Origin of the sequence: Rhizobium sp. Root274, from assembly GCF_001429245.1 — a bacterium.
GTDB lineage: Bacteria > Pseudomonadota > Alphaproteobacteria > Rhizobiales > Rhizobiaceae > Allorhizobium.
This window is the reverse complement of the sequence record NZ_LMJE01000001.1, coordinates 1,388,131-1,402,068: the sequence shown is the minus strand read 5'-3', so window position 1 is coordinate 1,402,068 and position 13,938 is coordinate 1,388,131. Positions and strand designations below refer to the sequence as shown.

12 protein-coding genes are annotated in these 13,938 nt (G+C 62.0%); 11 read left to right on the top strand and 1 reads right to left on the bottom strand.

Annotation, left to right across the window (positions count from 1 at the left end):
- The first annotated feature begins 181 nt into the window (after positions 1 to 181).
- The 3 genes from mutS (at position 182) to murJ (ending at position 7,363) form a co-directional block, all read left to right on the top strand.
- Complete coding sequence (gene mutS, locus ASE36_RS06900; protein ID WP_244474698.1) at positions 182 to 2,833, top strand: DNA mismatch repair protein MutS; 2,652 nt, start codon at positions 182 to 184, stop codon at positions 2,831 to 2,833.
- A 92-nt stretch (positions 2,834 to 2,925) separates the two neighbouring features.
- Complete coding sequence (locus ASE36_RS06895; protein ID WP_200945156.1) at positions 2,926 to 5,751, top strand: [protein-PII] uridylyltransferase; 2,826 nt, start codon at positions 2,926 to 2,928, stop codon at positions 5,749 to 5,751.
- Position 5,752: 1 nt separating this feature from the next.
- On the top strand, positions 5,753 to 7,363 hold the full coding sequence (murJ, locus tag ASE36_RS06890; protein WP_062276817.1) for a murein biosynthesis integral membrane protein MurJ: 1,611 nt from the start codon (positions 5,753 to 5,755) through the stop codon (positions 7,361 to 7,363).
- On the opposite strand, the gene ASE36_RS06885 is transcribed toward murJ, so the two are convergent.
- On the bottom strand, positions 7,354 to 7,773 hold the full coding sequence (locus ASE36_RS06885) for a YcbK family protein (RefSeq protein ID WP_062276814.1): 420 nt from the start codon (positions 7,771 to 7,773) through the stop codon (positions 7,354 to 7,356). The two genes, murJ and ASE36_RS06885, sit on opposite strands and share 10 nt — an antisense overlap.
- A gap of 251 nt (positions 7,774 to 8,024) precedes the next feature.
- Between ASE36_RS06885 and ASE36_RS06880 the strand changes: the two genes are divergently transcribed.
- From ASE36_RS06880 to ASE36_RS06840, 8 genes are all read left to right on the top strand, one after another.
- Entirely contained in the window at positions 8,025 to 8,423 is a 399-nt protein-coding gene (locus ASE36_RS06880; RefSeq protein ID WP_062276811.1) for a VOC family protein, read from the top strand.
- Between the two features lie 723 nt (positions 8,424 to 9,146).
- Entirely contained in the window at positions 9,147 to 10,211 is a 1,065-nt protein-coding gene (gene trpS, locus ASE36_RS06870) for a tryptophan--tRNA ligase (protein WP_062276804.1), read from the top strand.
- Positions 10,212 to 10,285: 74 nt separating this feature from the next.
- A complete protein-coding gene (locus ASE36_RS06865) occupies positions 10,286 to 10,777 on the top strand; it encodes a universal stress protein (RefSeq protein ID WP_062276801.1) in 492 nt (163 codons plus the stop codon).
- Positions 10,778 to 10,877: 100 nt separating this feature from the next.
- The gene (locus tag ASE36_RS06860; RefSeq protein WP_062276798.1) at positions 10,878 to 11,441 is read left to right on the top strand and encodes a NifU family protein; all 564 of its coding nucleotides are present in this window, start codon (positions 10,878 to 10,880) and stop codon (positions 11,439 to 11,441) included.
- Positions 11,442 to 11,462: 21 nt separating this feature from the next.
- On the top strand, positions 11,463 to 12,110 hold the full coding sequence (tsaB, locus tag ASE36_RS06855) for a tRNA (adenosine(37)-N6)-threonylcarbamoyltransferase complex dimerization subunit type 1 TsaB (RefSeq protein ID WP_062276795.1): 648 nt from the start codon (positions 11,463 to 11,465) through the stop codon (positions 12,108 to 12,110).
- Position 12,111: 1 nt separating this feature from the next.
- Positions 12,112 to 12,609 carry a GNAT family N-acetyltransferase gene (locus ASE36_RS06850; RefSeq protein WP_062276792.1) on the top strand — a complete coding sequence of 166 codons (498 nt, stop codon included), beginning with the start codon at positions 12,112 to 12,114 and terminating at the stop codon, positions 12,607 to 12,609.
- 44 nt (positions 12,610 to 12,653) lie between these two features.
- On the top strand, positions 12,654 to 13,082 hold the full coding sequence (locus ASE36_RS06845; protein ID WP_062276789.1) for a Fur family transcriptional regulator: 429 nt from the start codon (positions 12,654 to 12,656) through the stop codon (positions 13,080 to 13,082).
- 3 nt (positions 13,083 to 13,085) lie between these two features.
- Positions 13,086 to 13,913, top strand: a complete 828-nt coding sequence (locus ASE36_RS06840; RefSeq protein ID WP_082510868.1) for a lysophospholipid acyltransferase family protein — start codon at positions 13,086 to 13,088, stop codon at positions 13,911 to 13,913.
- Positions 13,914 to 13,938 lie beyond the last annotated feature (25 nt).

Sequence of the window (13,938 nt, the reverse complement as noted above, 5' to 3'; positions counted from 1 at the left end):
TGTGGGCAGCGGGCGAACGCCGGCCCATCCTTGTTGTGTTTCCTCGCCTTAAGTCGTTAGTGTCACATCGCATCCTTTTCAAGAAAACATTGAGCCCGTGACGCTATATCAAGCCACCCCGAGTGATGTCCTGAACGTCGCCGAGCTGACCTCGGAGGAGAGCCGCGCCACGGCGACCCCGATGATGGAACAGTATATCGAGATCAAGGCCGCCAATCCCGGCAGCCTGCTCTTTTACCGCATGGGCGATTTCTACGAACTGTTCTTCGAGGACGCGGTCGACGCCGCGCGCGCGCTCGGCATCACGCTGACGAAGCGCGGCCAGCATCTCGGCCAGGACATTCCCATGTGCGGCGTGCCGGTGCATGCGGCGGATGACTATCTGCAGAAGCTGATCTCCCTCGGCTTCCGCGTCGCCGTCTGCGAGCAGGTCGAAGACCCGGCAGAGGCGAAGAAGCGCGGCTCGAAATCGGTCGTCAAGCGCGACGTCGTGCGTCTGGTCACCCCAGGCACGATCACCGAAGAAAAACTCCTTTCGCCCTTCGAATCGAACTATCTGATGGCGCTCGCCCGCATCCGCGGCGGCTCCGCGCCGCAGCTGGCGCTCGCCTGGATCGATATCTCCACCGGCATCTTCCGCCTCGCCGAAACCACAGAAACGCGCCTTCTCGCCGACATCCTGCGCATCGAGCCGCGTGAACTCATCGTGCCCGACACGCTCTTCCACGACGAAGAGCTGAAGCCTGCCTTCGATGTGCTCGGCCGCGTCGTCGTGCCCCAGCCGGGCATCCTCTTCGACAGCGCCAGCGCCGAAGGCCGCATCGCCCGTTACTTCGGTGTCGGAACGCTCGATGGCTTCGGCGCCTTCTCCCGCGCCGAGATTGCAGCGGCCGCAGCCGCCGTCGCCTATGTCGAAAAGACCCAGATCTCCGAGCGCCCGCCGCTCGGCCTGCCCGAACGGCAGAATGCCGCCTCCACTCTGTTCATCGATCCCGCCACCCGCGCCAATCTCGAACTGGTCAAGACGCTGTCGGGTGAACGCAACGGCTCGCTCCTGAAGGCCATCGACCGCACCGTCACCGGCGGCGGCGCCCGTCTGCTGGCCGAGCGCCTGATGTCGCCGCTGACCGATCCGGAGGCCATCTCCGACCGGCAGGATTCGATCGCCCATCTGCTCGCCGATGGGCTGCTCGTCGACCGCCTGCGCGATGCCCTGAAGCGCGTGCCCGACATGCCCCGCGCGCTCTCCCGTCTAGCACTCGATCGCGGCGGCCCGCGTGACCTCGGCGCCATCGTCGCCGGACTTCTCGCCTCCGCCGATGTCGGTCGCCTGCTCGATCCCGCAAGGCTGCCGAAAGAACTCTCCGAGGCCGTCACCGATTTGGCAGCCTTGCCCGCCGATCTCGCCCCGAGCCTCGCCTCTATGCTGGCTGACGAACTCCCGCTCCTGAAGCGCGACGGCGGCTTCCTGCGCGACGGCGCAATCCCTGAACTCGACGAACTCAGAGCGCTGCGTGACCAGTCCCGCCGCGTCATCGCCGGCCTGCAGCTGCAATATGCCGAGGAAACCGGCATCAAGTCGTTGAAGATCAAGCACAACAACGTGCTCGGCTATTTCATCGAGGTCACCGCCGGCAATGCCGGTCCGATGATCGAGGGTGACGAGGCCAAGGCCCGCTTCATCCATCGGCAGACCATGGCCAACGCCATGCGTTTCACCACGACCGAACTCGCCGATCTCGAAAGCCGCATCGCCAACGCCGCTGGCCAGGCCCTGTCACTGGAACTCGCCGCCTTTGATCAGATGGTGAGCCAGGTGGTCGCGGCAGCCGAACCGATCAAGGCCGCTGCGCGCGCGCTCGCCACCATCGATGTCGCATCAGGCCTGGCTGCGCTTGCCGAAGAGCAAGGCTATTGCCGACCGCTGGTCGATGACTCGAGAATGTTCACGATCACCGCCGGCCGCCATCCCGTCGTCGAGCAGGCCCTGCGCCGCCAGGCCGCCAGCCCCTTCATCGCCAATGATTGCGATCTTTCGCCCAATGACACCAAAGGCCCCGGCGCCATCTGGCTGCTGACCGGTCCCAACATGGGCGGTAAATCGACCTTCCTGCGCCAGAACGCGCTGATCGCCATCCTTGCCCAGATGGGCTCCTTCGTGCCCGCCGGTGCTGCCCATATCGGCGTGGTCGACCGCCTCTTCTCCCGCGTCGGCGCCTCCGACGATCTGGCCCGTGGCCGCTCGACCTTCATGGTCGAGATGGTCGAGACCGCCGCCATCCTCAACCAGGCGACCGACCGCTCGCTGGTCATCCTCGACGAAATCGGCCGTGGCACCGCGACCTTCGACGGCCTCTCCATCGCCTGGGCCGCGGTCGAGCACCTGCATGAGGCAAACCGCTGCCGCTCGCTCTTCGCCACCCATTTCCACGAGTTGACCGCTCTCTCGGAAAAGCTCGCCCGCATGTCCAACGTCACCATGCGCGTCAAGGAATGGGATGGCGACGTCATCTTCCTGCATGAGGTCGGCCCGGGGGCTGCCGATCGCTCCTATGGCATCCAGGTCGCTCGCCTGGCCGGTCTCCCTGCCGCCGTTGTCGCTCGCGCCCGCGATGTGCTCACACGCCTGGAAGACAGCGACCGCAAGAACCCGGCCGCGCAGCTCATCGACGATCTGCCGCTCTTCCAGGTCGCCGTTCGCCGCGAGGAGATTGCTAAGGCTGGCCCTTCGAAGGTCGAGGAGGCATTGCGCTCACTCGATCTTGACGACCTGACGCCTCGCCAGGCGCTGGATGCGCTCTATGATCTCAAGAAACAACTTGGCAAGCCTTGATGGGTAGAGTGCCTGTCAAAGGCGCCCGAAAAGCGCTATAGCGCCACCCGAACCGGGCTTATTCCCGACGACTGAGAGAGCATGCCGCGCCCATGGCCCAAGCTGAACTTGCCTTGAACGATCTCCTCGACGTCGAAGCCCTGAAGGCGTCCTGTGAAACGGTCGCCCGCGCACAGACCGGCAACTTGCTGGAAATCCGCGCCAAGCTGCTGCCCGTGCTGAAAAAGGCGAACGCCGACGCCCGCGAAGTGGCACGTCTGAAGCTTTTCGAGGATGGCAGCGGTCTCAACTGCGCCAATCGCATTTCCTGGATCCAGGACCAGCTGATTTCGGTAATCTTCGACATCGCCCGCTTCCATGTCTATCCGAAGGGCGCGGATGGCCTAAGCGTCGCCGCCGTCGGTGGTTATGGTCGTGGCACGCTCGCACCCGGCTCCGATATCGACCTGCTGTTTCTTCTGCCCCCCAAAGCCTCGCCCACCATGCACAAGGCGGTGGAATTCGTCCTCTATCTCCTCTGGGACATCGGCTTCAAGGTCGGCCACGCCACCCGCACCGTCGAGGAATGCATTCGCCTCGCCAAGTCCGACATGACCATCCGAACGGCCATCCTCGAAACCCGCTTCATTTGCGGCGCAGAGACGCTGGTCACCGAGTTGCAGCACCGCTTCGACCAGGAAGTGACGACCGGCACCGCGCCGGAATTCATTGCCGCCAAGCTCGCCGAACGGGACGAACGTCACCGCAAGGCCGGCGACAGCCGCTATCTCGTCGAGCCGAACGTCAAGGAAGGCAAGGGCGGCCTGCGCGATCTCCAGACCCTGTTCTGGATCGCCAAATACAATTACCATGTTCGCGATACCGGCGAACTCGTTCGCCTCGGTGTGCTCTCCCGTCAGGAATGGCGCCTCTTCCAGAAAGCCGACGATTTCCTCTGGGCCGTGCGTTGCCACATGCATTATCTGACCGGCAAGCCGGAAGAGCGCCTCTATTTCGATATCCAGCCGGAAATCGCCAAGAGCCTCGGTTATCAGGCGCGCCCCGGTCTCTCGGCGGTCGAACGCTTCATGAAGCACTATTTCCTGGTGGCCAAGGACGTGGGCGACCTCACCCGCATCTTCTCCGCCGCGCTTGAGGACCAGCAGGCCAAGGCGATCCCCGGCCTCGGCGGCATGATCGGCCGTTTCGCCAATCGCCCGCGCAAGATCGCCGGCGCCAGCGAATTCATCGATGACCGTGGCCGCATCGCGCTCGCCGATCCCGGTGTCTTCAAAAAGGACCCAATGTCGATCATGCGCCTCTTCCATGTGGCGGATCTGAACGGGCTGGAATTCCATCCGGATGCCTTGAAGGCCGTCACCCGCTCCCTGTCGCTGATCGATCATGATTTCCGCGAGAGCGAGGAAGCCAACCGCCTGTTCCTGTCGATCCTCACCTCGCGCAAGGACCCCGGCTTCATCCTGCGTCGCATGAACGAAGCCGGCGTGCTCGGCCGCTTCATGCCGGAATTCGGCAAGATCGTCTCGATGATGCAGTTCAACATGTATCATCACTACACCGTCGACGAGCACCTGATCCGCACGGTCGAGGTCCTCTCCGAGATCGACAAGGGCAAGGCGGAGGAGATCCATCCGCTCGCCAACAAGATCATGCCGGAGATCGAGGATCGCCAGACGCTCTATGTCGCGGTCTTGCTTCACGACATCGCCAAGGGGCGGCAGGAGGATCACTCCGTCGCCGGCGCCAAGGTCGCGCGAAAACTCTGCCCGCGTCTTGGCCTCTCGCCCAAGCAGACCGAAATGGTCGCCTGGCTGATCGACCAGCACCTGCTGATGTCCATGGTCGCCCAGACCCGTGACCTGCATGACCGCAAGACGATCACCGACTTTGCCGAAAAGGTGCAGTCGCTCGACCGGTTGAAGATGCTGCTGGTCCTGACGATCTGCGATATCCGCGCCGTCGGCCCCGGTGTCTGGAACGGCTGGAAGGGCCAGCTTTTGCGCACGCTCTATTACGAGACCGAATTGCTGCTGTCAGGCGGCTTCTCTCAGGTCTCCCGCAAGGAGCGCGCCAAGCACGCCGCCGAGCAGCTCACTCAGGCGCTCGAAGGCTGGAGCCAGAAGGACCAGCGCACTTACACCAAGCTGCATTACGAGCCCTATCTGCTCTCCGTCGATCTCGAAGACCAGGTCCGCCACGCCCATTTCATCCGGGAATCGGACAAGTCGGGCAAGGCGCTCGCCACCATGGTGCGCACCCACCAGTTCCACGCGATCACCGAGATCACGGTACTCTCGCCCGACCATCCGCGCCTGCTGTCGATCATCGCCGGCGCCTGTGCCGCAGCCGGTGCAAACATCGCCGACGCGCAGATCTTCACCACCTCGGATGGCCGCGCGCTCGATACCATCCTCATCAACCGGGAGTTCCCGATTGATGAAGACGAGATGCGCCGCGCCGCCACCATCGGCAAGATGATCGAGGACGTGCTGTCGGGCCGGAAGCGCCTGCCGGAAGTGATCGCGACGCGCTCAAAGGGCAAGAAGAAAAACAAGACCTTCCCGGTCCAGCCGGATGTGCGCCTGTCGAATGCGCTCTCCAACAAGTTCACCGTCATCGAAGTGGAATGCCTCGACCGCATCGGTCTTCTCGCCGAGATCACAGCTGTCCTGTCCGATCTCTCGCTCGACATCCACTCGGCCCGCATCACCACCTTCGGCGAAAAGGTCATCGACACCTTCTACGTGACCGATCTCGTCGGCCAGAAGGTGACCAACGAAAACCGCCAGGCCAATATCGCCAACCGCCTGAAGCCGGTGATGACCGAACAGCCGGACGAGCTGAAGGACAATATGCCCTCGGGCATCATTGCGCCGCCGCCCCGCGCGACCCCGGCGCCGAAAAAGGCACGCGCCTGATATGAGCCTCGTCAAGAAATTCATGACCGTCGGTGGGGCAACGCTCGGCAGCCGCCTCTTCGGCTTCGCCCGCGAAACCCTGATGGCCGCAGCACTCGGCACAGGCCCGGTCGCCGACGTTTTCTACGCCGCCTTCCGCTTTCCCAATCTCTTCCGTCGTCTCTTTGCTGAAGGGGCCTTTAACGCCGCCTTCGTGCCGCTCTTTGCCAAGGAGATCGAGGCAAATGGTCTGGATGGCGCCAAGCGCTTCTCCGAAGAGGTCTTCGGCGTCCTCTTCTCGGTGCTGATGATCCTCACCATCGGCATGCAGCTTGCCATGCCCCTGATCGTCGAATGGATCATCGCCCCCGGCTTCGTCGGCGATCAGGAGAAGTTCGATCTGACGGTGCGCCTCGCCACCGTCATGTTCCCCTATCTCATGTGCATGTCGCTGACGGCCATGCTGAGCGGCATGCTCAACTCGCTGCACCACTTCTTCGCCGCCGCCATTGCGCCTGTCTTCCTCAATGTGCTGATGATCAGCGCGCTTGGATGGGCGCTCTGGACTGGCGCCGATCCCGCCGCCACCGCCTGGGCACTCTCCTGGTCGGTGCTGGGCGCCGGCCTGTTGCAGATGGCGGTCGTCTATCTCGGCGTACGCCATGCCGGCATCCGCCTTGGCTTCAAGCGCCCGCGCTTCACGCCGAATGTAAAGCGCCTGCTGGTCCTTGCGATCCCGGCCGCCGTCACCGGCGGTATCACCCAGATCAACCAGCTGATCGGCCAGGCCATCGCATCCGGCAAGGAAGGCGCTATCGCCGCCCTGCAATATGCGGATCGCATCTACCAGCTGCCGCTCGGCGTCGTTGGCGTCGCGGTCGCGGTGGTTCTTCTGCCGGAATTGGCGCGGGCGCTGAAAAGCGGTCACATGAAAGAGGCCGGCAATCTGCAGAACCGCGCCATCGAATTCGTGCTCTTCCTCACGCTCCCGGCTGCTGCCGGCATCTGGGTTTTGTCGGACGAGATCATCCGTGTGCTTTACGAGCGTGGTGCCTTTTCCGAACAGAACACCGCAGTCGTCGCCTCGATCCTCGCCATCTATGGTCTCGGCCTGCCGGGCTTCGTGCTGATCAAGGCGCTCCAGCCGGGTTATTACGCCCGCGAGGACACCAAGACGCCGATGCGCTTCACCATGGTCTCGGTCGCGCTCAATACCGGCCTCGCCGTCACGCTGTTTCCGACCTTCGAGGAAAGCGGCATCGCGATTGCCGAGGCTGCCGCCGGCTGGACCAATACGGTCCTGCTCTTCTCCGTGCTGCTCTGGCGCGGCCATCTCACCGTCGAGCGGTCGCTGATCACCCGCACGCTGCGCCTCATGATCGCCTCGGCCATCATGGCGGCCATGCTCGTCTATCTGTCGGACCGCTGGTCCGGCTGGCTCTCACCACAGAGCCCGCTGTTCGACCAGTTGCTCGCCCTCGGCGGCCTGATCGCCATCGCAATGCCCGTTTATTTCGGCGTGGCCTTTGCCATCGGCGGTGCCGATCTCGGCATGATCAGACGCAACCTGAAGCGCAAGCCGAAGCCGGCTGCCGAAAACGCGCCGGTTGCCGACGGCAGCGATCAGCAATAGGTCCAGGTCCGTTTCGGCCCGATATCGACATGTACGATGCCGTTGCAATAACGGCCAATGCCGCCAATGCCAGGCGCGGTGCGAGCGGCGGCCACGATCGTCTTTTCCGGGACGCCCGGAACTCGGATATCGGCGGCGAAACAGTGGCTGTGCTGCGACTTGCCTGAGCGCGGACGATGTCCTGATGTGACGATCGGCTTCTTGCCGGTCTTCTTGGCGATATGGGCGAGGATCCCCTTCAACTCGTCCGGAAAGCAGCTGGCGCGAACGCTCACCCGCTGAAGCGTATAGGCGACCGTGGTGTCATGCTTCATGAAGAAGTGACGCTTCTTGGTCTCGACGGCCTCCACGGGAGAGAGAATACCGATGGAAAGCACGCAGCCGAGCGCGACGCGAAACAATGTGCGCATGAGTGACCTTCTGGAATGAGTTTGTTGTTTTTGGCGATCCAGGTCGCCTGCGGAGGTTTTTTATTCCTGCAAATGTGGCAATTTTGGTGCGCCATGCTCATTTGACTATTCTAAAGGTGACTGCGTACCGCGGATGTCCCGGGCGGTTGCACACGAAACCGTTATCTAACTCTCTCGATTCCGGGAGGAAAAAACCGTAGGCGTGACATGAGGCGCCCCTGCGTCACAGTCCGAACCGAAAGCCCCCGTTCATGAGCCGAAACAGCCTTTTTCTCGTCTCTCTGGTCGTCGACACCTATGATCGCGCGAAGGCCTTCTACTGCGATGGCCTCGGTTTCACCTGCGTGGAAGACGTAGGTCAGCCCGAGGGCAAGCGCTGGGTGGTGGTCCGCCCAAGGGGCGGGGAGGGGGCGTCCCTGCTGCTCGCCGAAGCCACGGATGATGCTCAGCGCGCCGCGATCGGCAACCAGACCGGCGGCCGCGTCGGCTTCTTCCTCGAAACCGATGATTTCGCCCGCGATCATCGGCGTTTCCAGACCGCCGGTGCGGTCTTCCAGGAAGAGCCGCGTCACGAGCCCTATGGCACAGTCGCCGTCTTTGCCGATCTCTACGGAAACCTTTGGGATCTGATCGAGCGCAGGAAAGGTTGAAATATTAAGGCGGGTCGGACCCTTGAAGAGATTCTAGTGTCTCTTTTGTCTAGAATTTCCGTGTCTAACGATTGCGGCGACTAAAGACATGATCAACAAAAGTGCCAAAAGATTAAATAAAAATAAATGCAAAAACAGTCCGGTGTACGTGTAATCACCACCAAGTAAATTGGTGATCGTTTTGCATTTTGCTGCGTCACCGCAGGATTTGCCCATGGATGTAAGTCCAAAGAAGAGAAGGAGGCAGATGCCAAAAATTGACGAATATATTAAACATAGTCTCAAGCCTCTAGCTTTGGGCTTCAGATTTGTGATTTCGAACCGCCTAACCATGACTGCGGGGATGAGCACTATCGCGATGGAGGTGATGAGGCCGAGGCAGCATATAATAAAAGCAACACGGTAATTTCCTTCAAAATCAATCTGCATTTGGGAGGCAACAGATGAAACGATTACCGCACTTAGAGCCGGGCCTGCGCACATAGTCGCGCCTGAATATCCTCGCCCCTGTTGGATCTGGACAAAAAGCGCCAGCACAGACGCGACGACGATTAGGAATGAAGCCATCGGAACACTTACCTGAGTCTAATTGAATCGGTTGGTCGCATTGAAGCTACCAGAATTCAGGCTTCTGAGCGCTTGATTGCGCCCCGCGCGCCGTGCATAAGCCGAGACCGACACGATCAGTAGATCGGGCCCTCCACCAGCCTGTTGAGGATAACAATGACTGAGTTCAAGCCGCTGGTTTTCTCCGGCGTACAGCCGACCGGCAACCTCCATCTCGGCAACTATCTCGGCGCCATCAGAAAGTTCGTCGCACTGCAGGAAAACAACGACTGCATCTATTGCGTCGTCGACATGCACGCGCTGACCGCCCAGCTGGTCCACGAGGACATGGCCACCCAGATCCGTTCGATCACCGCCGCCTTCCTCGCCGCCGGCATCGATCCGGAAAAGCATATCGTCTTCAACCAGTCGCAGGTTCCGCAGCACGCCGAGCTTGCCTGGATCTTCAACTGCGTCGCCCGCATCGGCTGGATGAACCGGATGACCCAGTTCAAGGACAAGGCCGGCAAGGACCGCGAGCAGGCCTCGCTCGGTCTTTACGCCTATCCGAGCCTGATGGCCGCCGACATTCTCGTGTACCGCGCAACCCATGTGCCTGTCGGTGACGACCAGAAGCAGCATTTGGAGCTCGCCCGCGATATCGCCATGAAGTTCAACATGGACTTCCACGACAAGATCGTGCCGACCGGCCTCGGCATCGACATCAAGGTCGGCGAAGAGCCTGTTCATGCCTATTTCCCGATGGTCGAGCCGCTGATCGATGGACCGGCTCCCCGCGTCATGAGCCTCAAGGACGGCACCAAGAAGATGTCGAAGTCGGATCCCTCTGATCTGTCGCGCATCAACCTGATGGACGACCAGGACGCGATCTCCAAAAAGATCCGCAAGGCAAAGACCGACCCGGACGCGCTGCCGAGCGAAGTCGACGGCCTCAAGGGTCGCCCCGAGGCGGACAACCTTGTCGGCATCTTCGCAGCCCTTGCCGATCGCTCGAAGGAAGACGTTCTTATCGAATTCGGCGGCCAGCAATTCTCGGTCTTCAAGCCGGCCCTGATCGATCTCGCAGTCAACGTTCTCGCTCCGATCAATGCCGAGATGCGCCGCCTGATGGAAGATCCCGGCCACATCGACGCCGTGCTCCGTGACGGCAGCGCGCGCGCCCGCGTCCGCGCCGAAAAGACCATGAACGAAGTCCGCGACATCATCGGATTCGTGCGATAAGGTCATAAGGATTGCGGGCTGGCATCAGGCCCGCAATCAGCATTCGTTACACCTTACAGCCGGCGGGGTTCTCTATGGTTTCAACACGTCTCTCACGTCTTGAAGGTCACCGCCGCAAGTTCATGGCGGTCATCGACAATACCCCGGAATGCTCCCGCGCCGTCCATTATGCCGGCCGCCGCGCCAAGAATTCCAACGGTGGACTGGTGCTGATCTACGTGATCCCCGACGGTGATTTCCAGCAATGGCTGGGCGTCGAGGAGATCATGCGCGCCGAAGCGCGTGAGGAAGCCGAAGCCGTCATGGCCAAGGCCGCCCAGACCGTTCGGGAAACGATCGGAATCGAGCCGGAACTCGTTATCCGCGAAGGCAGCGCCTATCCCGAGATCAACAGCCTGATCGACGAAGATCGCGATATCGCGATCCTCGTGCTGGCCGCTGGCTCCACCAAGGAAGGTCCGGGCCCGCTCGTCTCGATGATTGCCGGTCGGGGTGCAGCTTTCCCGATCCCGGTCACGGTGCTGCCGGATTCTCTCACGGACGAGGAAATCGACGCGCTGTGCTAAATGGACTTCCTGAGGATCGCGTCTTGAAGATGCGACCCGCAAGGTCTATTTTGGAAATATTCTAATCTTTTGCGGTGCCATCACCGCCCCGGAGACCGCCATGTTCATCCAGACCGAAGCCACGCCGAACCCCGCCACCCTAAAATTCCTGCCCGGCAAGGTGGTGATGCAGACGGGAACCGCGGAATTCCGCGACGCCGAAAGTGCTGCCGCCTCGCCGCTCGCCTCGCGCATTTTTGCGATCCCCGGCGTTACCGGCGTCTTCTTCGGCTATGATTTCGTCACCGTCTCCAAGGACGGCCCGGAATGGCAGCACCTCAAGCCGGCCATCCTCGGCACTATTATGGAGCATTTCATGAGCGGTGCTCCGGTCATGGGTACCGCGTCCACGTCGGCCCAAGTCGATGGCGACGAAGAGTTCTTCGAGGCCGGCGATGAAACCATCGTCGCCACCATCAAGGAACTGCTCGAAACCCGCGTCCGCCCGGCCGTCGCCCAGGACGGCGGTGATATCACCTTCCGCGGCTTCAAGGACGGCAAGGTCTTCTTGAACATGAAGGGGTCCTGCGCCGGTTGCCCGTCTTCGACTGCGACGTTGAAGCATGGCGTGCAGAACCTGTTGCGCCACTTCGTGCCGGAAGTTCAGGAAGTCGAAGCGGTCTGATTGGACCGGTCTGGGGATAGGATGATCGTCCTTGCGATCGATACGGCGGGTGTGGATTGCGCAGCCGCCGTCTTTGACACCAATTCCGGCAAGCTGTTGGCAAGCATCAGCGAAACCATCGGCCGCGGTCATGCCGAACGCCTGATGGCGATGATCGAAGAAGCCCTGAAGAGCGCCGGCCTCAGCTTGAAAGACGTGCAGAAAATCGGCGTCACCGTCGGCCCGGGTTCGTTTACCGGCATCCGTGTCGGCGTCGCAGCCGCCCGGGGTCTGGCGCTGGCCCTCGGCGTGGATTGCGTCGGCGTCTGCACCCTTGAAGTCCTCGCCAGCACGGTGCCCGCGACTGATGCCCCTGTGCTCGCCGCCATCAATGCCCATCGCGACGAAGTCTATGTCCAGGCCTTCCGCAACGGCGTGCCCGAAGACGAGCCTGCCCTCGTGACCTTGGAGGATTTCCTCTCCCGCGCAGCCCGTCCGGGTACGCAGCTTGTCGGCTCGGCTTCAGCCCTGATCGCCGACCCCGAAGCGCAAACCGAACCCGATCATTACCCGATCGAGATCGTCGCCCGCATATCAGCAACGACGAAAGCTCAGGGCAAGGCCAAGCCACTCTATTTGCGCGGACCGGATGCAAAACCGCAGACCGGTTTTGCCGTATCGAGAGCCTGACATGCGCGACAGCCTGTTCTACCGCCAGCCCGAATTCGAAATCGTAGACATGGTGCCGGATCACTGCCGTGCCGTGGCCGAGTTGCATGCCCAGCGTTTTCCCCGTGCCTGGGGGGACGGCGAATTCCTGAGCCTGCTCCTCCAGCCCAACACCTTCGGTTTCGCCGCCTGGCAGACCAACACCCTGATCTTCAAGGCGCCGCTTTCCGGCTTCGTGCTCGCCCGCGAAGTGGCGGGTGAGGCCGAGATCCTGACGATCGCCGTCAGCGACAAGGTCGGCCGTTTCGGCCTCGGCTGGCGCCTGATGCAGGCAGCAGCCCGCGAGGCGAAAAACCGCGGGGGCGAGGCCATGTTCCTCGAAGTGGATGATGGCAATGCCCCGGCATTGGGTCTCTACCGCAAGCTCGGTTTCGAGACGGTCGGCGAACGCCCCGCCTATTACACCGACGACAGTGGTCGCCGGACCTCCGCGCTTGTCATGCGTCGCGATCTTCGCTAACCCGACGATTGCACCAACCGATCATCTGCGGATATGCTGACCTTATGAACGACGCCCTGAAATCGCTGGAAGCGCTCTGTGCCGAACGCGGCATGCGCATGACCGAGCAGCGTCGTGTCATCGCCCGTATCTTGGAAGATTCCGACGATCACCCGGATGTCGAGGAGCTGTACCGCCGTTCCTCCAAAATCGACGCCAAGATCTCGATCTCGACCGTCTACCGCACGGTCAAACTCTTCGAAGATGCCGGCATCATCGAGCGTCACGATTTCCGCGACGGACGTTCCCGCTATGAAACGGTCCCCGAAGAACACCACGATCACCTGATCGATCTGAAGACCGGCACCGTCGTCGAGTTCCATTCGCCCGAGATCGAGGCGCTTCAAGAACGCATCGCCCGCGAACACGGTTTCCGCCTCGTCGGCCATCGTCTGGAGCTTTACGGGATTCCGTTGTCAAAGGACGAGAAATAGCCGATGCAATCCGACGGCGGCAGGTTCGGCCTGGTCAACAGCCTGCGGATCGCCGTCATGGCCGTCGTGCTGTTCCTCGTCTCAATCGTCCTCATCCCGCTGCAACTGCTCGCCCTGCGCTTCGACTGGCGCCTGCGTCGCCGCCTGCCGCGCACCTGGCACCGGATCGCCCTCTACTGCCTCGGCATCCGCGTTCATGCCCATGGAGCCCTCGACCCGCGCCGCCCTCTGATGATCGCCGCCAATCATGCGTCATGGAAGGACATTGTCGTCCTCGGCTCGCTCGCCGACGTTGTCTTCATCGCCAAGACCGAAGTCTCCTCCTGGCCGGTCTTCGGCACGCTCGCCCGCCTGCAAAAGACGATCTTCGTCGTGCGCGAGGAAAAGCGTCGCACGGGCGATCAGGTCAACGAGATCGCCGGTCGCATGGCCGATGGCGAAGTCGTCGTGCTCTTCCCCGAAGGCACCACCTCCGACGGTAACCGCGTGCTCTCGGTCAAGTCCTCCCTTTTCGGCGCCGCTGCCGCTGCTCTGCCGAAGGATGCGGAAGATGCCGTCGTTCACGTGCAGCCGGTCGCCATCGCCTACACCCGCGTCCAGGGCATGCCCATGGGGCGCTACTATCGCCCGATCGCCGGCTGGCCGGGCGATATCGGCCTGGTCCCCCATCTGCTTGGCGTCCTGAGGGCCGGCGCCCTTGATGTCGATGTCACCTTTGGTGAAACCGCAGACTTCCGCCCCGGCGACAACCGCAAGAGCTTGGCCGAAAAAGTCGAGAGCCGTCTGCGCGGCATGCTGCTTGCCCATCTGCGCGGCCGCCATCGCCCTTGATCGCATCCTATGATTTTTCGGTTTA